This is a genomic window from Bacillus sp. FJAT-27251 (genome assembly GCF_001273925.1).
Taxonomy (GTDB): Bacteria; Bacillota; Bacilli; order Bacillales; family Cytobacillaceae; genus Mesobacillus_B.
Genome location: NZ_LIGG01000001.1, coordinates 2,429,591 through 2,449,660 on the forward strand (window position 1 = coordinate 2,429,591; position 20,070 = coordinate 2,449,660).

24 protein-coding genes and 1 riboswitch are annotated in these 20,070 nt (G+C 46.1%); of the genes, 18 read left to right on the top strand and 6 right to left on the bottom strand.

Annotation, left to right across the window (positions count from 1 at the left end; genetic code table 11):
- Positions 1 to 95 precede the first annotated feature (95 nt).
- Complete coding sequence (locus ADU22_RS11455) at positions 96 to 1,295, bottom strand: putative glycoside hydrolase (RefSeq protein ID WP_082252828.1); 1,200 nt, start codon at positions 1,293 to 1,295, stop codon at positions 96 to 98.
- A 151-nt stretch (positions 1,296 to 1,446) separates the two neighbouring features.
- On the opposite strand from ADU22_RS11455, the gene ADU22_RS11460 reads away from it, so the two are divergent.
- The gene (locus ADU22_RS11460) at positions 1,447 to 2,268 is read left to right on the top strand and encodes a polysaccharide deacetylase family protein (RefSeq protein ID WP_053362269.1); all 822 of its coding nucleotides are present in this window, start codon (positions 1,447 to 1,449) and stop codon (positions 2,266 to 2,268) included.
- A gap of 48 nt (positions 2,269 to 2,316) precedes the next feature.
- On the opposite strand, the gene ADU22_RS11465 is transcribed toward ADU22_RS11460, so the two are convergent.
- A complete protein-coding gene (locus tag ADU22_RS11465) occupies positions 2,317 to 2,637 on the bottom strand; it encodes a hypothetical protein (protein ID WP_053362270.1) in 321 nt (106 codons plus the stop codon).
- 146 nt (positions 2,638 to 2,783) lie between these two features.
- On the opposite strand from ADU22_RS11465, the gene ADU22_RS11470 reads away from it, so the two are divergent.
- A complete protein-coding gene (locus ADU22_RS11470) occupies positions 2,784 to 3,452 on the top strand; it encodes a C39 family peptidase (RefSeq protein ID WP_053362271.1) in 669 nt (222 codons plus the stop codon).
- A 424-nt stretch (positions 3,453 to 3,876) separates the two neighbouring features.
- Here the strand turns inward: ADU22_RS11470 and tenA are convergent, their stop codons facing one another.
- The gene (tenA, locus tag ADU22_RS11475) at positions 3,877 to 4,560 is read right to left on the bottom strand and encodes a thiaminase II (RefSeq protein ID WP_053362272.1); all 684 of its coding nucleotides are present in this window, start codon (positions 4,558 to 4,560) and stop codon (positions 3,877 to 3,879) included.
- A 114-nt stretch (positions 4,561 to 4,674) separates the two neighbouring features.
- Positions 4,675 to 4,797, bottom strand: a riboswitch (TPP riboswitch).
- Positions 4,798 to 4,976: 179 nt separating this feature from the next.
- On the opposite strand from tenA, the gene ADU22_RS11480 reads away from it, so the two are divergent.
- A complete protein-coding gene (locus ADU22_RS11480; RefSeq protein ID WP_053362273.1) occupies positions 4,977 to 6,095 on the top strand; it encodes a cysteine desulfurase family protein in 1,119 nt (372 codons plus the stop codon).
- 50 nt (positions 6,096 to 6,145) lie between these two features.
- Here ADU22_RS11480 and ADU22_RS11485 read toward each other — a convergent pair whose 3' ends face one another.
- Positions 6,146 to 6,685, bottom strand: coding sequence for a helix-turn-helix domain-containing protein (locus tag ADU22_RS11485; RefSeq protein WP_046524316.1), 540 nt, complete (start codon positions 6,683 to 6,685; stop codon positions 6,146 to 6,148).
- Between the two features lie 191 nt (positions 6,686 to 6,876).
- On the opposite strand from ADU22_RS11485, the gene ADU22_RS11490 reads away from it, so the two are divergent.
- From ADU22_RS11490 to ADU22_RS11530, 10 genes are all read left to right on the top strand, one after another.
- Complete coding sequence (locus tag ADU22_RS11490; protein ID WP_053362274.1) at positions 6,877 to 7,662, top strand: dioxygenase family protein; 786 nt, start codon at positions 6,877 to 6,879, stop codon at positions 7,660 to 7,662.
- Positions 7,663 to 7,680: 18 nt separating this feature from the next.
- On the top strand, positions 7,681 to 8,109 hold the full coding sequence (locus ADU22_RS11495) for a DoxX family protein (RefSeq protein WP_046524314.1): 429 nt from the start codon (positions 7,681 to 7,683) through the stop codon (positions 8,107 to 8,109).
- Positions 8,110 to 8,239: 130 nt separating this feature from the next.
- Positions 8,240 to 8,977 (top strand): GTP cyclohydrolase II, encoded by a 738-nt coding sequence (locus ADU22_RS11500; protein WP_053362275.1) that lies wholly within the window; start codon positions 8,240 to 8,242, stop codon positions 8,975 to 8,977.
- 198 nt (positions 8,978 to 9,175) lie between these two features.
- Positions 9,176 to 9,484: a hypothetical protein gene (locus tag ADU22_RS11505; RefSeq protein WP_053362276.1), complete on the top strand. Its 309-nt coding sequence runs from the start codon at positions 9,176 to 9,178 to the stop codon at positions 9,482 to 9,484.
- Between the two features lie 55 nt (positions 9,485 to 9,539).
- Positions 9,540 to 10,040 carry a ferritin gene (locus ADU22_RS11510; protein ID WP_053362277.1) on the top strand — a complete coding sequence of 167 codons (501 nt, stop codon included), beginning with the start codon at positions 9,540 to 9,542 and terminating at the stop codon, positions 10,038 to 10,040.
- A 344-nt stretch (positions 10,041 to 10,384) separates the two neighbouring features.
- Entirely contained in the window at positions 10,385 to 10,528 is a 144-nt protein-coding gene (locus tag ADU22_RS24225; protein ID WP_082252829.1) for an FbpB family small basic protein, read from the top strand.
- A 26-nt stretch (positions 10,529 to 10,554) separates the two neighbouring features.
- Positions 10,555 to 10,944, top strand: a complete 390-nt coding sequence (locus ADU22_RS11515) for a sporulation protein (protein ID WP_053362278.1) — start codon at positions 10,555 to 10,557, stop codon at positions 10,942 to 10,944.
- 47 nt (positions 10,945 to 10,991) lie between these two features.
- A complete protein-coding gene (locus tag ADU22_RS11520; RefSeq protein WP_053362279.1) occupies positions 10,992 to 11,762 on the top strand; it encodes a TerC family protein in 771 nt (256 codons plus the stop codon).
- A gap of 54 nt (positions 11,763 to 11,816) precedes the next feature.
- Positions 11,817 to 12,431, top strand: a complete 615-nt coding sequence (locus ADU22_RS11525; RefSeq protein ID WP_053362280.1) for a serine/threonine protein kinase — start codon at positions 11,817 to 11,819, stop codon at positions 12,429 to 12,431.
- A 51-nt stretch (positions 12,432 to 12,482) separates the two neighbouring features.
- Positions 12,483 to 13,808, top strand: coding sequence for a hemolysin family protein (locus ADU22_RS11530; RefSeq protein ID WP_053364537.1), 1,326 nt, complete (start codon positions 12,483 to 12,485; stop codon positions 13,806 to 13,808).
- 357 nt (positions 13,809 to 14,165) lie between these two features.
- Here the strand turns inward: ADU22_RS11530 and ADU22_RS11540 are convergent, their stop codons facing one another.
- Positions 14,166 to 14,765: a YdhK family protein gene (locus ADU22_RS11540; protein WP_053364538.1), complete on the bottom strand. Its 600-nt coding sequence runs from the start codon at positions 14,763 to 14,765 to the stop codon at positions 14,166 to 14,168.
- Positions 14,766 to 15,031: 266 nt separating this feature from the next.
- Between ADU22_RS11540 and ADU22_RS11545 the strand changes: the two genes are divergently transcribed.
- The 4 genes from ADU22_RS11545 (at position 15,032) to ADU22_RS11560 (ending at position 18,873) form a co-directional block, all read left to right on the top strand.
- Complete coding sequence (locus tag ADU22_RS11545; RefSeq protein WP_082252830.1) at positions 15,032 to 16,033, top strand: F510_1955 family glycosylhydrolase; 1,002 nt, start codon at positions 15,032 to 15,034, stop codon at positions 16,031 to 16,033.
- Between the two features lie 100 nt (positions 16,034 to 16,133).
- A complete protein-coding gene (locus ADU22_RS11550) occupies positions 16,134 to 17,003 on the top strand; it encodes an endonuclease I family protein (protein ID WP_069187973.1) in 870 nt (289 codons plus the stop codon).
- On the top strand, positions 17,000 to 17,812 hold the full coding sequence (locus tag ADU22_RS11555) for an alpha/beta hydrolase (protein WP_053362282.1): 813 nt from the start codon (positions 17,000 to 17,002) through the stop codon (positions 17,810 to 17,812). The genes ADU22_RS11550 and ADU22_RS11555 overlap by 4 nt, the downstream gene beginning before the upstream one ends.
- 335 nt (positions 17,813 to 18,147) lie before the next feature.
- Complete coding sequence (locus ADU22_RS11560) at positions 18,148 to 18,873, top strand: DUF6904 family protein (RefSeq protein WP_053362283.1); 726 nt, start codon at positions 18,148 to 18,150, stop codon at positions 18,871 to 18,873.
- A gap of 11 nt (positions 18,874 to 18,884) precedes the next feature.
- Here ADU22_RS11560 and ADU22_RS11565 read toward each other — a convergent pair whose 3' ends face one another.
- Positions 18,885 to 19,376, bottom strand: a complete 492-nt coding sequence (locus ADU22_RS11565) for a helix-turn-helix domain-containing protein (RefSeq protein ID WP_053362284.1) — start codon at positions 19,374 to 19,376, stop codon at positions 18,885 to 18,887.
- Between the two features lie 94 nt (positions 19,377 to 19,470).
- Between ADU22_RS11565 and ADU22_RS11570 the strand changes: the two genes are divergently transcribed.
- Entirely contained in the window at positions 19,471 to 20,052 is a 582-nt protein-coding gene (locus ADU22_RS11570) for a vWA domain-containing protein (RefSeq protein WP_053362285.1), read from the top strand.
- Positions 20,053 to 20,070: the final 18 nt, after the last annotated feature.

Consider the following 20,070-nt stretch of genomic DNA (forward strand, 5'->3'; position numbering starts at 1 on the left):
TTATGCTTGTCGGGGCTGAGCATTAAGGGAAAGCTTCCAAGAATAAGCATCGCAGGAACAATCCGTTTTTAGATTGTTCCGAAGGCGCTTGCGCTTTAAGGTGTAAGCGGAGTATAATCCACGCCTTTTGTATAGCGGTTGCCTGCATTCCACAGCAGGAATTCATCGATGCCATTTTCGTTCAAGGCACGGATTTGGGCTTCCACTTCGGTTTTTCCGTAGTTTTTATAATTCCCTGCTCCAAGATAGCTTGCGGTAAAATCCTGGATCCATGGCCTTGAGACTGGGCGGTTTTCCAACTGGTCAAGTACCTTGTTTTCATGCTTGGCGTACTCATTGATGATTTCATACGGCTGGAGGTCAGGCTTTTCGATGCCAAAGTAGCTTGTCCAGTGGCTCGGGKAAATCATGCTGGAGATGGCGTCCACATTGGCTGAAATCTTGGAGAAGTTCTGGCCGATTCCAGGGGCTTCCGGGAGAGTAGCCGAGTATCCAAAGATATCAACCGAGACATCTACACCGTAAGGCTCAAGCTCTTTCTTTGCATAGGCGACAAAATCGGTAACCGCATCGACTCTTTTTTGGACATTATCTTTATCCGCTTCGCTGTAATCTCCCTGGGAGTATTCAAGCGTGCTGTCCCTTGTTTCAAAGCCTTCCGGGAAACGGACATAATCAAACTGGATATCCTTGAAGCCCATTTTGGCCGCTTCTTTGGCAATTTCCACGTTATATTCCCATACTTCCTTCATGAACGGATTGACAAAGCTTTCGCCTCGTCCATTTTTCCAAACTTTACCGTTTTCAGTAAAACTAAGCTCCGGCCTTTCTGCTGCAAGGTGGTTGTCCTTGAAGACCACGACGCGGGCGATTGGATAAATCTCTTTTTCTTCCAGGGTTTTTAATAGTTTTTCAGGATCTTTTATGTATGGACCGCCAATTTCTTCAAATGGGGAGCCTTCCTCGGGCTGGTATTGCAGCAAACCAAAATCATCCTTGATATCGATGACCATGCTGTTCAATTCAGTATTTTCCACGAGTTTTAGAAGCTCATCAAACCTTGAAACGCTGACAGTTGGTCCGGTCACATAGATTCCTTTTACACCATCTTCCGGGTAATCAAAAGAAAATGGTGACTTAAAACCTTCTGGCACCGGCTTTTCAGCCAACTCGCTTTTTTCCTTTTCCGGCATTTTTGCTGCTGCTTCCTTCGGCTCGCCTGCCGTCTGCTGTTGATTGCTGCATCCTATTAGCAAGAAAGAAACCAATAGGACAATTAAAGTTTTGTAGTTCATTTGAATATCTCCTCTGGTAAGTCTTTTATTCTATTATAAAGACGAAACTCAAAGATTTGTTCGAATTTCGTCGAAAACTTGCAGAAATTTGGATTTCCCCCTTTTCTTGGGGGTATGAAGAAATTAGAATAAGCATAATGGAGGAATCAGCATGAGATCATTTATTCTTATTTTGTTTGTCGCTGCCGTGCTTGCCGCATGCGACGGAGCCAAGCAAAGCAATGAACCCCAAGTCACAGAACCTATACCCTCAGAGGAAGCGCCGGAAACGGAAAATGCAGAAAAACCGCAGGAAACAGATGAGACTGAAGAAAACACGGAGGAAGCTGCTGAAGAAGCCCAGCCAATCTATAAGCTGAATGAAGCCAATTGGGTCATCGAGCGGCTGGATGGATCAGAGGAAAAAAATGTCCTGCTCACAATCGATGATGCACCAGACAAGCATTCGCTCGAAATGGCCGAGACTCTCAACAGGCTTGGTGTAAAGGCCATCTTTTTCGTGAATGGGCACTTTCTTGACACTCCCGAAGAGGAAGAGAGATTAAAAAAGATCCATGAAATGGGTTTTGCCATTGGCAACCACACCTATTCTCATCCAACTTTGACGCAAATTCCGGAAGAGGAGCAAAAGCAGGAAATCGTCAGCCTAAATGAAAGGGTAAAGGAAATCATCGGTGTTGCACCTGCCTTTTTCAGGGCGCCTTTCGGCATGAATACGGACTATACCAAAGAGATTGCCGCAGAGGAAGGCATGCTGCTGATGAATTGGACGTATGGCTATGACTGGGAGAAGCAATACCAGAACCCTGATTCCTTGGCTGAAATCATGGTCACAAGCCCGTACCTCACAAATGGGGCGATCCTGTTGATGCATGACCGTGAGTGGACGAAGGATGCTCTTGAGGAAATCGTCAAAGGGCTGCAGTCCAAAGGCTATTCAATTGCCGATCCTCATCTGATTGCGGTTCAGTAACAAACGAAAAAATCAACAGGCCGGAATGGCCTGTTGATTTTTTTATTCCTAATTCTGATGCAGTCTCGCCTCCATGACAGAAGGCTCCACTGTTTCCGACCGGACTTCCTCCATCAATTCACTCAATTTGCTTACTGCTTCTTTATATAACTCTTCATCTTGATATTGATTGGCAAAATAATAATTTTGTTCGGGTGTCTCGAGCAGAAGCTGCATTTCCATTTTAAGCGTGGTTCCTGCCGCACCGTCTTCATCTCCCAATGTGAAACCGGCTGGATAGTTCTCATTTTGGCTTACAATGAGCCATGAATCTCCCCCTGCCTGCTTCGCAAAGCGATGCATCTCTTCAAGTGAATCTGCTTTAATCATCATTATCACCTCATTACAGTATTACCTGATTTCAAGGCGGGTTAAAACAGGTTTTTCGAATCTATAGAGATTTCAACTATTCAGCGATTAGGGGCAGTCTTTAAGGGAAGAGAACAGATATAGAACGAAAATAGGAGAGAGGCGCAATGAAAAAAGTTTTTCTTTCATTAGGATTGGTTCTTGCAGGGTGCTCAGGGAATGAAAGCCCGCCTCCTGACACGGAACAAAAGAGTGAAGCGAAGGTTGATGCCCCTCACATCTCGCAGCTGCCCGAGCTTGAACGGGGCTGTGAAGTGACGACGCTTGCGATGCTGCTGCAGCATGCTGGCGAGGATGTAGATAAAATGATACTCGCTGAGGAAATCGAGAAGGTTCCTTTTGAACAAGATGGAAAAAGAGGACACCCGGCGGAAGGGTTTGTCGGCAATATGGAAACAATGGACGAGCCTGGGTTAGGGGTCTACCATGGCCCGATAGCAGAACTGGCAGAGAAATACTTGCCCGGACGAGTGATCGACCTGACGGGAGAGAGTTTTGGCGAAGTATTGAAGCATGTCGCAGATGGCCGTCCTGTCTGGGTTTTGGTGCCAAGCACATTTGACGTGGTCCCTGAGGAAGAGTGGGAAACATGGGAAACTGAGCAAGGAGAAATCGACATCACCTATAGCTGGCACTCCGTTTTGGTGACAGGGTTCGATGAGGACCATGTCTATGTGAACGACCCGCTGGATGAGAAAAATGCGCAGCATCCGAAAGAAGCGTTCATTGACGGATGGGAGCAATTCGGCAATCAGGCGATTACCTATGAGGGGTAATAAGTAAAACCGCACCTAATTTGAAGAATAACGGGTTCAAGTTTCGAATATAAAATATTTTTCATAAGGCAAGGATTCTTAGGCGGAGGAATTCCGGTTAATGTATCTAGCAGGGGCAGAGGAAGCAGAAATAAGAGGAAATATTCCGCTTACTACTCTATTTTAGGCCTAAATCCATGGATTTGATGAAGATAAGCGGAAAAGCTCCCCTTATATCGCGGGAAATATGGGCATTTCCCAAGATAAACGGAAAACTTCCCCTTATATCGCGGGAAATATGGGTATTTCCCAATATAAGCGGAAACTTTCCGTTTATTTTTCATACTCAGGAAAAGTCTAATGAGGAATATGTTCTTAGTGGCACAGATAAAAACCGCGAGACTCCTGTTCTCGCGGTTTTGTAATGGTAAAAACAGTCGATCGCTTAGATTTCCAGTATTTCTTTCTGGACTGGCCATGTTTCCAATTGGTAGGCCATTTCCCAGAAGGAGTACTCATACTGGGAGCTGAGGATGAAATGTTCCTTCATCCTCGCGCGGTCTTCTGCGGTCACGGTTTCGGCGATGGAATCGAGTCTGGCAATCTGTTCTTCTACAAGGGTCCGGAACCACTCACCGCCATAGGCGGCAATCCATTCCTGGTAAATCCGCTCATCTGGTGTGCAGCCTTGCAGCTTTTCGCCAATTTCATAGTACAGCCAGTAGCAAGGCAGCAAGGCGGCAATCACATCCCCAATGTGGCCGGAATAGGCAGCACGGTACATATGGGAAGTGTAGGCGTAGGCAGTTGGGGCAGGCTTGAAGTTTTCCTTTTCCTCATCGGTGATTCCCAATCTCTTTGAAAAATTCTCATGAAGCGCCAGTTCGGCTTCGTATGTACCCTGTGCATGGGCGGCAAGCCGGCTGGTAGTATGAAGGTCTGTTGCCTTGACAGCTCCCAAAGCCTGTACTCTTGCAAAATGGGACAAATAGTAGGCATCCTGCTGAACATAATAACGAAAACAATCCAAAGACAATGTCCCGTCTCCTATTCCTTTTACAAACGGGTGGTGAAAGCTTGCTTCCCAAATGTGATCCGCTGCCAGACGAAGTTCTTGTGAAAATTTCATTGTTTTCCCCTCCGGATTTTTTTATAAACCAAGTACCAAACCGCAGATTAAACATAAAAAAACCACTTTCTCAACAACATGAAGAAAGTGGTTTTTGGAAAATGCACACGCATGTATCCGCGAACGCCACTTCCCTACGCTGGTATGAGCCAGATCAGGTTCCAAGGGTCCCGGAGTCACACTCCAATCTCAGCTTTTCCGGTAGGTGTTACCAATAAAGCTCCCCTAGTGGTACAGTCAGGTATTTGATTTGCTTTTATACTACCATCGCAGGATAAATTGTCAAGGTTTTCTGAAAATAAGGAACATAAAGAAGTGCATCGCCAAAAATCGCAGTCAAAATTCATGCATGGGCTGGCCTGCAGCAGTAAAATAGGGGTATTAGAACATTTCATTTTCAGAAAGGAATCATCCAAATGAACAAAATTTATTTTGATTATAATGCCAGCACGCCGGTTGCGCCTGAAGTAGCGGAAGAAATGCTTCCCCTGGTCAGCGGCTTTTACGGCAATCCGTCGGCGACGCACTGGGCAGGGAAGCCGGTTAAGGAACTGCTCGCAAAAGCAAGGGAGAGGGTTGCGAGCTTCCTTTCCTGTTCGCCTGAAGAAATTATTTTTACCAGCGGGGGTAGCGAAAGCAACAATCTTGCGCTTAAAGGCTACTATTTCAAGCATCGCAGCAAGGGAAATCATATCATCACCACAAAAATCGAGCATCCGGCGATCATGAATCCTTGCAGGTTCCTTGAGAGCATTGGCGCCAAGGTTACCTATGTCGGAGTGGACCAGTATGGCATGGTGTCGCCGGAGGAGATTGAAAAGGCGGTTACCAGGGACACCATCCTGATTTCTGTGATGCATGCCAATAATGAAGTTGGCACACTGCAGCCGATAAAGGTGATTGCTACAATTGCCAAAAGGAATGGGGTTGCTTTTCACACCGATGCTTCCCAATCGGCAGGCAAAGTGCCGCTGGACGTGGAAGAAATGCAAGTGGACATGCTGACGATCGCCGGTCACAAATTGTATGCCCCGAAAGGAATTGGCGCACTTTACATCAGGAAGGGAACCGAGCTTGAGCCGCTGATCCATGGGGCCGGGCATGAAGGCGGCCTGCGCGCCGGCACCGAAAACACCTTGCTGGCCGCGGGGTTGGGAAAAGCATGCGAAATTGCCGCAAAGCAAATGGATGTACCCAAAATAAAGGGCCTCACGGATTATTTCTGGCAGCAGCTGAAAAACGAATTTGGGGACCAGGTTGTAATGAACGGGCATCCAATCGAGCGGCTGCCCAACACGCTGAATGTGAGTTTCCCCGGGAGAATCGGCCAGGATCTTTTGGATGCCATCCCCGAGCTTGCCGCCTCGACAGGTTCGGCTTGCCATGCGGGCATGGTGGAGCTCTCCCCGGTATTAAGGGAAATGCAGGTGCCGAAAAAAGTCGGCATGGGCACCATCCGTTTCAGCTTCGGGCGGGAGACGACAAAGGAAGAAATGGAACATGTGATAAGAAGGCTGAAGGAAACCATCCAATAATCGCATTCATAAAAAAAGGTGTCATTCGTTTTCGAATGACACCTTTTTTTTTAGAGCATATCCCTCAACTCTGCATCTGTATAGGACGAGATGAGGATGACTGCTTTGCTGTCGCCGGCGTTTTTGACGTAATGGGGAACGCTGGCATTCCAGCTGAAGCTGTCCCCTTTTTCGGCGATGATGCTGTCTTCGCCCTGTTCGGCAAAGATTTTTCCTTCGAGGATCAAGTGCGTCTCTTCTCCTTCATGGGCATGCGGCTCGCCAATGGAAGCGCCTGGCGGCAGTTCAACAATTTTCAGCGTGAGCCCGCCTTTTGAAGCCAAATGTTCAATTGTCAGATTGTTAAAAGAAGACTGCGGCCTTTCATCTTTGCGGACGACGCGCATGTGCTGCTTCTTTTCAAGCAGCAGGTAGGGCAATGGAACGCCAAGATAAGAGGCAATTGTACTGAGTGTGCTGATTGAGGGGGAAGTATTATTGTTTTCTACATTGCTGATAAAACCTTTTGATAGTCCAGTGCCTTCACACATTTGCGCAATGGTGATTTTCTTTCGGTTTCGGATGGCACGGATTTTTGTTCCTATATCCATTGTTCTCACCTCAGGGAGTTTCCTTATAGTAAACTTAAATTTATATTAGCAAAAAAAACGTTGACATGGCAATAAGGTGATGTTACTTTATAGATAACAAATGTTCATATGAGGAAACAAAAAAATTTTTGCCCCTTTGTTTCCTAATATGAATCTTTTATTCATAAGAGAAAGCGAGGAGGAGATACAATATGATGCCGTCTTTATTTATTGCGCATGGAGCACCGCTTCTCGCAATTGAGGATAACAGCTATACACAGTTCCTGAAGTCATTGGGAAGAACATTGCCAACGCCCGAGGCGATTGTCCTGTTTTCTGCACACTGGGAGAACACTGCCCAGCAAGTGAGCGATGTGGATGAGTTTGCTACCATTTATGATTTTGGCGGATTTCCGGAGGCTTTATACAGGATCAAATATCCTGCGAAAGGAAAAAAGGCCGTCACCAAGGAAATACTGGAATTGTTCGAACAGCATAATGTCGTATATAAAGTGGACACCAAGCGCGGCTTGGATCATGGTGCCTGGGTTGTTTTAAGGATGCTTTACCCCGAGGCAGATATTCCTGTCATCTCAATGAGCGTCAACCCGCACCTTCCGCCAGAGGAGCAGTATAAAATTGGCCGGTCCTTAGCATCGCTGAGAGAGAAAAATATTTTAATCATCGGCAGCGGTGGAACCGTTCATAATCTTGGGGCGGTCAAGATGGGCGGCAATGAGGAAAACGTGGATGGCTGGGCACTTGATTTTGACAGATGGCTTGAACGCCATTTAGTGAATTGGGATCTGTCGTCACTGTTCAAGTATGAATCTTTAGCGCCGGCTGCAGAATATGCCGTGCCGCCTTATGGGAAAGAACACTTCGTTCCATTGTTTTATGCAATGGGTGCGGCGGACAACCAGCAAAGTGCAAAACTGCTGCACCGCAGCTACCGATACGGAAACCTGAGCCATAGCGTATGGCAATTTGGCGAATAAAAGAAGGAGGAAATTAAAATGGGAAAAAAATATGAAGCAAGTGTATTGATGTTAAGAGTCGTTTTGGGAATTATTTTCTTTGTGCATGGACTGGTGAAATTCCAGGGAGGAATTGAAAATACAGCAGGATGGTTTGCGAGCATTGGCATTCCGGGATTCCTTGCCTATGCCGTTGCATTTATCGAGATGGTTGGCGGTATTGCACTGATTCTTGGGCTGTTCAGCCGTGTTGTTTCAGGTTTGCTTGCGGTCATCATGGCGGGAGCAATACTGACCGTGAAGCTTAGTGCCGGCCTTTTGGGAGATGGAGTTTCTGCGGGATATGAGCTTGACCTTGCACTTTTGGCGATGGCCGTGTTCATCGCTGTGAATGGATCCAAGCTTTACGCGCTTGATCAAGTGGTCTTCAAAAAACAGGAACAGGGAAACACAATCCTGAATAATTAATATGACAAGGAAGCATTACTTCGAAAGAGAGAGGTAATGCTTTCTTTTTAAGCTTTGCAGAATTCGTTAGAGCATGGTTAAATAAAAAACAGGACAATTACAAAAACTAAGACAAAAATGAGGTAATCAGATGGTGCAAACAAAGTTAGAATCAAAAGTTCTGTCGGTCCTAAAAGATAAAATTCAACTTATAAAAACTGATAAAGGAGCCATTTATCTTGTGGGTCCTATCAGGCTGCCGGTCAATTTGTATGGCGAAACGGTGGAGTTCCAGTGGTATTGCTGGCTCAACTGCGACGAAGTGACTGAAGACTACCAAAGGATCATCGATAAATTATCTTCGGCCAATCTTGCCGAATTCCAGCAATCAAGCGTGCTGGTTTATGGAGACTTTTCCTATGGGGAAGATGCTCTTATCAGGATGCACTCGATTTGCCATACCGGCGATATCTTTGGCAGCAAACGCTGCGATTGCGGCTTCCAGCTGAAGCAATCAATGAAAATGATTGTGGAGCATGGAACAGGGGCCCTATTTTACCTGGCGAATCACGAAGGAAGAGGAATTGGGCTCTTCAGCAAAGCGATGGCTTACGTCCTTCAGGAAAATGGCTATGATACGGTCGACGCTAATGAAAGCCTGGGCTTCGTGGATGATGCCAGGAATTATGATGATGCCATCCAGATATTGAGGGCATTGCGGTCCAAGCCGGTCATCCTCATGACAAATAATCCAAGAAAGCTGGAGGCTCTGGCCAAATCAGGGCTGGAGGTAAGCGGCAGAGTCCAGCTGTGGGGAGATGTTTCAGAGTTTAACGAGAACTATCTGCGGACGAAGGTCAACCGCTCCGGGCACTTTAAAAACGAATAAATGAGCCTTTAAAGGTAGTTGAAACAGGTCTTCAAGGAAAGCGGTTCTCCCCGGAAGGAGAAGCGCTTTTCTTTGTTCTTTGCGATGTTTGATTATAAACCCGGAAACAGGGAATCATTTTAGGGTTAATAATCTCTGGGCATAGCCTGTTTTGGACAAGATTGGCTGTTTCCTTGCCTGGTTTGCAGAGGTGATCGCATGGAAGCTTTCCTCATAATCGGAAGCATTGTAACCCCGGTTTTATTGCTTGTTCTTCGCAAAATATGGCCTAAAACAATTTTGATTTTTAACTCTCTGGCGGTGCTTTCCGCTCTTGTTTTCGGGAATATTGCCGCGCTGGCCATCCATGAAATTATTGAAGACAATACGGTGTTCATGACCAATATTCATGGATTATTCCTAAATCCGTTTTTCCTCATGGCAGGTGTATATCTTGGTGTCTATTTTCTTTATCGGCTCCTTATTTGGACGGTGGAAGAGGCAGGCAGTCTAAAAGATCGCGTTTGATTGCTTGTTGAAAGGGAATGGTAAATTAATCAAGGATCTGAGGGAGGGCTTGTATTTGGTGAGTGAAAAACTTGCACGGGAATTGAATAGCCAAATGAATTATGAGTTTTATTCGGCGCATGCCTATTTGGCAATGGCTGCTTATTGTTCAGCCGAGAACCTTGACGGGTTCGCAAATTTCTTTTTGGTTCAGGCCGAGGAAGAACGGTTCCATGCGATGAAATTTTATCATTTCCTGAACGATGTGGGTGTTCGGATGACGGTTGAAGGGCAGCCCCCTGTCAACAATGACTTTGCTTCGGTTTTGGATGCTTTTGAAAAAGGGCTTGACCATGAAAAGGAAGTAACCAGACGCATTTACAACCTTGCCGATCTGGCCCTTGAAGAACGCGAGCATGCGACGAGGACATTTTTAAACTGGTTCATTGAGGAACAAGTGGAGGAAGAAGCGCTATTCGACAGCCTTATCCAGAAGTTGAAACGGATCGAGAACGACAGCAATGCCTTCTTTATGCTTGAAAATGAATTGGCTCAGCGAAGGTTTACGGCTGAGTAGGATCAACATTCGCATGTGACCAGATTGCAAGAGTCAAAGATGATAAAATACCTATCCCTTGACAAAGCAGGGCGCAATAGAATATATTATAAATAATTATTTGAATAGTTCTCCTAAAGGGGAGTAGCTTTTACAGCAAAGTCGTCATTTCGGAGGTTGCCAATCTCCCGGCTTTGTTGGCAACGTGTATGTTGTTAGCAAGACCTTTGCCTATTTTGGTAGAGGTCTTTTATTGTTTTTGGGACCTTTACCATGCTGGTAAGGGTCTTTTTATTATTTGGACCTGATAATGGGCGTTATGAACTTTCAATAATATCAATCTAGTAAAGAATGGAGAGGTAAAATTGAAAAAGAAGAAAATTAGTTTCATCGAACTGGTAAAGAGGAATAAGGAAGAATTGATGCGGGACCAGAAAGAACTCGCAAAAATTGAGGCCCGCCTTGAAGCCAAGCATTCCAGGAGAGTCCAGGAGGCCCGCAACGCTTAAAATCAATTGGATGACAGGAGTGTCGTATGTTACTGAGAAAATATCTGTCTCTTTTGGGAATCGGTTCGGCACAGATTGACCTGGTTCTTAATAATGGAACCTACAAGCCTGGTGAAAAAGTCGAAGGTTATTTCCGCATTAAGGGTGGCACAATTGAACAGCAGTTAAAACGGATTGAATGTGATCTGGTGCTGGATAATGAAAGGACAGGAAATGAAGAGGTCATTCATACCTCGACCATCCTGACCTCCACAACCATTGCATCTGACGGTGACAGCTGGTTTCCTTTTGCCTTCAGGCTGCCGGATGACCTGGAGGTTTCTACCGAATCACGGTCTTACGGGTTTAAAACAAGGCTGTTTTTTAAAGAAGGTGTCGAAAGTGTCGACCATGATGAAATCCAGATTGCAAGGTGACCACTCATTAATAATCAAATAAATGCAACTTAGGGAGGAAATAACATTTGGAACTGTCAATTTTAATGGAATATGGATGGGTGCTGCTGCTGCTCATCGCACTTGAAGGATTGCTGGCAGCGGATAACGCGCTGGTACTTGCGATCATGGTGAAGCACCTTCCGGAAGAGGAAAGGAAAAAGGCGCTCTTTTACGGGCTTGCTGGAGCGTTCGTCTTCCGCTTTGCTTCACTATTTGCGATTTCCTTCCTTGTCGATGTGTGGCAAGTGCAGGCAATCGGCGCATTGTATCTGTTGTTCATCGCCATCAACCATATTGTCAGGAAACTTTATTTTAAAAAGTCCGAAGATGGCAAAGAAGCAGCGGTTGAAAAGAAGAAATCCGGCTTCTGGGGCACCGTGTTAAAAGTTGAACTGGCTGACATCGCCTTTGCGGTTGACTCGATCCTGGCTGCAGTTGCCTTGGCGATGACTCTTCCGAACACAAACCTTCCGCAGATCGGCGGCATGGATGGCGGTAAATTCCTCGTGATCTTTGCCGGAGGCTTGATTGGATTGATCATCATGCGTTTCGCTGCGAATCTGTTTGTTAAACTGCTGCACTCACGGCCCGGGCTCGAAATCGCTGCCTTTGCCATTGTTGGCTGGGTGGGCGTCAAGCTTGCGGTCCTGACATTGGGACACCCGGATATCGGGATGCTCTCTTACGAATTCGCCCATTCCACAGAGTGGAAACTGTTTTTCTACACCGTTCTAATTGGAATTGCCGCATCCGGCTGGTTCCTGACGAAAGAAAAGAAAGAACAGGAAGCGGTATAAGGGCAGGGACAGTTTCCTGTCCCCTTTTGCCGTTAGAAGGAGGAAACCTGTTTAATGAAATCATTCAGCTCACTGGCTAAAAGTGTGAAATTTACCCAAATAGGCTCAGAAACCAGGCTGGATGAAAAGGATGCAGACCTGGAGTTTATTGGGAGAGGGAGAAGCGCCTATGTTTTTAAAATCAGAGGCACCAATAAGGTGCTTAAGGTGTTCTTTGCTCCTTTCGAAAAAATAGCAAAAGAAGAAGCAAACATTTATACTATTCTGCAAGGGATTCATTATTATCCAAACATATATGATTATGGCCCTAATTATTTGGTAATTGATTATATTGCAGGCGACACCTTGTTTAATTGTCTGGTGAAGGGGATTTCCGTGACAGAGGCCCAAATCAGCGAAATCGATTATGCTCTTGACATGGCAAGGGCCAGAAACCTCAATCCTTCTGATATCCATTTGAGGAATATCCTGATTACCAAAGAGGGAAGAATTAAGATTATAGATGTTGCCCGTTTTCGCCAGACAAAAAAATGCAACCAATGGGATGATCTTAAATCGGCCTTTTACAGGCTTTATCGAAGAAGGTTTTTCCCAAAGAAGGCTCCAGAATGGGTTTTGAATCTCATCGCATTCCTATATAAAAAAAGGCTTATTCCAGCCTTGCCATAAACAGGCTGGAAAGGTAGAGCCAAATTTATTACTTTCGGAGGTTGATTTTTGTTGGGGACCGAGATATTGGTTCTAATCGTACTAATTATCCTGAATGCCTTTTTTGCGGCATCAGAAATTGCGTTGATCTCATTAAATGACAATAAAGTGAAAATGATGGCAGACAATGGGGATAAAAAGGCTAAAAAACTATATGCCTTACTTTCTGAACCGAGCAGATTTTTGGCGACCATCCAGATTGGAATCACGCTAGCTGGATTCCTCGCGAGTGCATTTGCCGCGGGCAGCTTTGCGGGCGTGCTTGCAGAGGTGCTTGTTGATCTCGGGGTGCCTTTGTCGCCAAGATTGCTTGAGAGCATTTCAGTCGTTGTCATTACCCTGGTGTTATCCTACTTTACCCTTGTGCTTGGTGAACTGGTTCCAAAGCGGCTTGCTCTTCAGAAAGCAGAGGCCATTGCCATGTTCGCGGTCGCACCCTTGACTGTTCTGATGAAAATTTCCGCACCATTCGTCAAGCTTTTGACAATGTCGACTAATGTGGTTGTCCGCTTGTTCGGCGTTGACCCAAATGCAGAGGAAGAAAATGTGACCGAGGAAGAAATCAGGATGATGGTCGATGTCGGAAGGGAAAAAGGAACCATCCAGGATTCGGAAAAACAAATGATCAACAATATTTTTGAATTCGATAATAAAACAGTCTCCGATATCATGACACACAGAACCAATCTAATTGCGATTCCGGTCGACAGCAGCCTGAAAGAAACACTGCAAATCGTGATCGCTGAGAAATATACGAGGTTTCCCGTGTATGAAGAGAATCTCGATAATATCATCGGTCTTCTGCATGTTAAGGATTTACTGCAGTTTATTGAAAGCGACAATCGCGGGTCCTTTAATTTGAGGAATATGCTTCGCGAACCTTATTACGTTCTCGAATCGATGAGGATAGACCAATTGTTCAGGGATATGCAGAAAAACAATATCCAAATGGCGATTGCGATTGATGAATATGGCGGTACAGACGGAATTGTCACCATTGAAGACCTGATTGAAGAGATTGTCGGGAATATCTTTGATGAATATGATGAACCAGAGCTGGAGGTCATCGAAATCGAGCAGATTGACGCCCTCAATTACAGGATGGTGGGGACGCTCAACTTATACGAGGTAGAGGAAGTCCTTAAAGTGGAACTCCCGAATGAGGAATACGATACGCTAAGCGGATTCATCATCGGCCAGCTGGGCTACATCCCGGGACCTGATGAAACCCCCGCGATTGAATACAAGGACATCGTATTCGCCGTCACCAAGATGGATGACAGAAGAATCGACCGTGTGAGTGTAAGTATAAAAGAACCTGTTGCGGAAACGGAATAAATATTTGGGAAAGACAGCTGGGAGTTTTTGCTCAGCTGTCTTTTTGTCGATTTCTTTAGGACAGGAGCGGGAGAAAGAGAGAGGTTCGAGTCCGAATAGAGGCTGCATTCGGACAGGAGAGGGTGTAAGAGAGGAGAACAAGTCCGAATGGAGGTCGTATTCGGACAGGGAGGGTGTAAGAGAGGAGAACGAGTCCGAATAGAAGTCGCATTCGGACAGGAGCGGGAGAAAGAGAGGGTTTCGAGTCCGAATAGAGGTCACATTCGGCCATCTCAACCGATTAGTCCCGTATTCAAGACCGAATGTAAGCACAACAAAGTAGAAGGCCCCCAAGCTATTTGCTCGAGGGACCTTCGTTTATTCCGCAGGTGACAATTCGTCCTCTGTTACCCATTTGTGATTGGTGACGGGTTCGGAACCGTCAGTTGGAGTGAAATCGATCATGTATACGGTTGTTTGTTCTGCTGTATCAATCTCCGCTGTGGCGCCTTTCATTCCCTCCATATGGTCGGCTTCAAGGACGACTTCCTGCCCAGGTTCAAATGGCTGGTCTCCGGCATCCTGAATTTCCTCGTGGACAACCCATTTATGATTTTCGACCCTCTCGCCGCCGTTTGTGGGGTCGTAGGAAACCGAATAAACGGTTGTTGCATAGGCCCCGGCAATAGTGGCTTCCGCACCCTTCATTCCGCTCATATGGCCTTCCTCAATAATGGCTTTGCTTCCTGCCTCATAGGCAGGATTCTGGGCTTCCTGAATTCCTTCGGGAGGTTCACCTGAACCCGAATGGTTCATGTTGGAATGATCGCCGTGGCCTCCATCACTCTCTTTATCAGCTTTTTCTTCGGTGTTTTGTCCGGTTCCCTTGTCAGTATCATTTTCCGGAGCGGCTTCATCTCCCCCTCCACCGCATGCTGCCAGCAGCAGGGCGGTTAAAAAAGTTGCAATCAGTAACATCCATTTCTTTTTCACTTCTAAATTCCTCCTTTTATTATCTTTTCAATAGTTATAACAAGAAAATGTGCAGAGAATATGGAGAATCAGGAAGACTCATACCGTTTCTTCCCTTGCAGCCCGCCATTTAACCCTAAAAATTACCACGATTGGTATGGGTGTCAATCAAGCGGAGGAATGTATAGAATGGAACTTAATCGGAATCCTCTTAAATAAGCACTTTTATGCGGAACGGCAGCAGATAAAAATAAAAAAAGGAGCCGGTAGCATTGTATAAAATTTTTTCGATACTGGGCGTTTTTGTGATTGCTGCTTCATTGTCAGGGTGCGGCATGGGCGGTGAGGAAGCTTTGCCAGACGAAACTTTGACCGAAAATCTGCAAAACGGGGCAGGATCGGAACAAGCCGACGATGGTGAAGATATTGCCTCCAGCAGCTTTTTTAGCGAATATAATGGAAAAATGGACCACATCCATGGTCTCGGGTATGCCGGCAACCAAGATGCCCTCTTTTTTGCAGCACATGACGGACTGAAAGTCTATGAAAACGGGAACTGGTTCCAAACCAAAAGAGAGAATAATGATTATATGGGCTTTTCTGCAACGGATGATGGCTTTTACGCGAGCGGTCATCCCGGTCAGGATTCTATGCTTCCCAATCCTTTGGGGATTATCAAAGGCAGGGACAATGGCGAGACACTGGAAGGAATTGTCCTTGAAGGAGAGACAGATTTTTCTACGATGGCCGCGGGATATCACAATCATGTCCTTTTTGTGCTAAGCCCAGACGATAACTCGTTGATGGCGGCAGAAGGCTTCTATCGAAGTTCGGACGATGGGCAGACATGGGGAAGAGTAAGCGCGGGAAACCTTGAGGATAAGGTGATGAGTCTGGCGGTTCACCCGAAGGATCCTGATTATATTGCAGCTGCGGGCTCAAAAGGGATTTACCTTTCGCAAGATGGAGGAGAAAGCTTTCAGCAGATATTCGAAGAGATGCAGGGAACAGCGGTATATTTTTCAGAGAAGCACCTTTGGTACGGAAGCTTTAATGGAGATGCATTCCTTGTAAAGAGGGCACTGGATGATGGTTCAGAGGAAGAAGTTGAACTGCCGCCACTTGAACAGGACGCGGTCCAATACTTCGCGCAGAACCCTAATAAGGAAAATGAATTAGCCTTTGTAACGTTTAAAGCCAATATCTATAGGAAGGCAGCAGATTCCAACGAATGGATGCAACTGGCAGAAGAAGGATTTTTAAAAAGGAAATAAACCGGTGAAATGAAGGCAGCTGTCGCGACAGCTGCCTTTGCTGTCTGTGAAAAAAGGACTCTTCCAGTTTATGTCGAATAGGGAATTAGGAAGAGGAGGGATGGCCTTGGACGGGAATGATCTATACTCTGTGCTGGTTCTGCTGGAGGACACAAGAGAGAAGCTGAAGCATCTAAAAGAATATTACGACGAAAAAAAGGACCAGGAGCTGGCGAATGCGTATTACTCAGAAATTGACCTTCATACAGACCCGGCAGGTTTATTCAGGAATCTGAATAAACTGCTTGCGGATACACATGTTAACCAGCTTCCGTATAATGCTGCGACAAGAAATAGTCTGTATTCAATTGTTGACCTGAGGGAGGATGGGAACCTGAAGAGCATCTACTCCGGCAAAGTCCGGGACCCGGCACAGGTGATTAAGGAGGATTATGAAGCAGAAGCGAACAGAAGGAATATGATTTCCATGCTTGACGATGAAAGCTTTGATACCCTCGATTTCATGTACAACTGCGAGCATGTGGTGCCCCAGTCCTGGTTTCACAAGAAAAATCCGATGCGGGGCGATTTGCATCATCTGTTTACATGTGAGAAAGACTGCAATTCTTTAAGGTCGAATCATCCTTATTTTGATTTTGATGATTATACTCCAGTGATGGAGGCAAATGTCATCAAAAGTCAATGCGGTAAATATGAGGAAGGCAGGTTTGAGCCGGAGAGCGGCAAAGGCGAGGCAGCGAGGGCAACCCTGTATTTCCTGCTTCGTTACCCGAAAGAAATTTCCCACTACAGTAGCGGGGGAATTGATATTATGCTCCACTGGCACACGGAGCACCCTGTTACGAACTTTGAAAAGCGCCGCAACATGGAAATTCATCAGATCCAGCAAAACAGAAATCCGCTGATTGATTTCCCGGAATTAGCAGGGAAAATAGATTTTTCACTTAGCATTGAGGAGAATGGCGAATGATTGAAACATTTATCGTACCGTTATTCAATAAGGAAAGACAAATACGAGTCTATCTCCCAAAGAGTTATTCATCGACAGCCATGCGCTATCCTGTTTTATATATGCATGACGGGCAAAACGTATTTAACAATCATGACGCGATTGGCGGGGTATCCCTGGACCTCCATGATTACCTTGACGAGCATGCTGTTGATCTTATCGTGGTCGCCATTGACCAGAATCCTGAAGGCGAAGAACGGATCCATGAATATTGCCCCTGGACAAATGGAGAGTTCTCTGTAAAATTGCTAGGTTATCAAAGCTCTGCTGGAGGGAAAGGTAAAGCATACATTGATTTCGTTGTTCAGCAGTTAAAGCCGCTGATCGACCGGAACTATCGGAGTAAGGCTGATGCCTCCTATATGGCGGGAATATCGCTGGGCGGCCTGATTTCAGTCTATGCCGCATGCATGTACCCACAAGTTTTTAAAAGGGTCGCCGGGATTTCTTCGGGGTTTTATCGGAATCAGGAGGAGATTGAAAAGCTTGCCGTTCAAGCAGACTTATCGCTGCTTGAACGGGTTTACCTCGACTGCGGCACGAACGAGGGAAGGCATGATGAAGAGATAAGCAAGTTGGCTCTTGAAAGCAACAGGAGGGTGTATGACATCTTAAAGGGTAAGGTAGAAGATACCCGCTTTCAAGTCATCGACAATGGGGAACATCATTATGAAGCTTTTAAAAAACGAATTCCCGAAGTATTGGTTAGTCTGATTGGAGCCCGTGGAAAGGCGAGTGCAGTTTCCACGGTCACCAATAGGGCAGATTAGAGCCTGTGGAAAGTCGAGTGCAGTGCCCATGGTAGCCAATAGGCCAGATTGAAGCCCGTGGAAAGTCGAGTGCAGTGCCCATGGTAGCCAATAGGCTGGATTGAAGCCTGTGGAAAGTCGAGTGCAGTGCCCATGGTAGCCAATAGGCTGGATTGAAGCCTGTGGAAAGGCGGAGTGCAGTGCCCATGGTAGCCAATAGGCCAGATTGAAGCCCGTGGAAAGTCGAGTGCAGTCCCCACGGTACCCAATAGGCCGAATTGATGCCTATGAAAAGGGAAAATGCAGTTTTAAAGGGTTCAATAAGCCACAGAATTCCTGGGAATGGAGGGAGTATCATGATTTTTCTGAGAAATACACCTAATTTCACTGGAGCTGCTGTTCATGGTGACAGGTTGGATTTTGAGGCGCTTCAAGCAGCGCTTGAGCGCATTACTGGGGAGAGATGTGAATGGCCCGCCTATGAAGGGGCGCGTTTGCGTGTGCTTGGAGTCTGCGAGGAGCTGGGTGAGGCGCTCAAGGGAAATCGCGGGAGAGTTCTTATTCCAAATGAAGAACAGACATCGCATCATGATAAAAATCTTTACCTGGCCTTTAATATTTTTTGGCCGGAGCTGATTTTTGTTACGATGGCCCTGAATGAGTTCGTCGATCTCTATATATCAAAGGAAGCAGAGAATAGCTATAGAGCCGGAGAAGATTACCGTACGGTCTGGGACTCTTCAGTTGCTCAAGTGAGAAGCTTCCAGAGTGCGATAGCCGAGGCCTTTCAACAGGTGATCCCTGCGAGTTCGGTCACAGGAATCATGCAGCAGCTTAATAGTGATTATTTCGATATCAGCCATTATGCTGTGCAGTACCTGGATGATCTTAATTTTAACTATCTTGAGATGGACAAAGAGATGCGGCGGGAAAAGCTTATTACCATCGCCAAACAGATTGCCCAGCAGGGAAGTGATTACCAGAAAGTGAAACAGGACGTCCAGGAGGCTGCCTTGAAAAACAACGGCAAAATGACGGAAGTAGCTCCATTTGTGCAGTATCCCGCGCATATAGAGTGGTAGTGCAGATGTCCTTATAACGGTTTCAGGTTATAGGCTTCAAGAGCCTGGTTAACAGCATCAAGGTCATGGATGTTTTTCTCCAAGCAAAATGAGATTACGAGGTCAGCGGTGTCGCTGGCGGATAGTGAGTAGCCGGCGGAGCTTAACAGCTCGCCGGTTTCTTCACGGTCCAATTCCAGCGCGAAACAGAGGGCGAGGACAGTGTTTTTTCCTGGCCGGTATCCGGGACTGGAGCGTATTTTTGAAAAATGTTTCCGATCGATTCCTGCTTTTTTGTAAACGTCGGCATCACGGAGGCCTTTTTGGTCAATAAGGCTGAACAGCATTTCTTTGAGGGATGGCTGGCGGTGATCCTCAATAAAGGTTTCCAGCTCACTATGCTGGAGGTCTTGCAAGATTGGGGCTTCGGCTTCATTTAGATCAGCAGATTTAGGGATAATCCCATACCCCAGGTGAAACTCAATATATTCATCCAGCTCCCGCAACGTTTCCAAATCAAGCATGGCTGTACCCCTCCGAAATGTCGCTTCCAAGGCGACCGAATTATGGATAATACCATGTATCATTATAGCATGAGGAGAAGAGGGAGGAATGGCAATGAACATAAATTTGACCGAGATTGTCTTTTTGCTTGACCGGAGCGGGTCGATGGCAGGATTGGAGAAGGATACGATTGGCGGCTTCAATGCTTTTATCCAAAAACAATGCCAGCTTGAGGGCGAAACGAGGGTGACAGCCGTGCTGTTTGACGATCAGTACGAAGTGTTATGGGATGGTGTGGAGGCACCTGCTGCCAGGCTTAGTGACCAGTATTATGTCAGGGGCTGTACGGCGTTACTTGATGCAGCAGGAAAGACGATAGTGGATGTCGGACACAGGCTGTCCCGGACGAGTGAGGAAAACAGGCCAGGAAAAGTCATCTTTGTGATAACAACGGATGGTGAGGAAAATGCGAGCACGGAATTCACATATGATAAAGTGAAGCAGCTCATCCAACATCAGCAAGAAAAATACAATTGGGAATTTATTTTCATGGGCGCCAATATTGATGCTGTGGCTGAAGCAGGCAGCCTCGGAATTGAAAACAGCCGTGCCTATCAGTTCATGGGAACCGAAAAGGGCATAGAAAGTATGTACGATACTGTGTTTGAGACTGTCGCAGAAATCAGGAGGAAATAAAGAAAAAAATGGCTCATA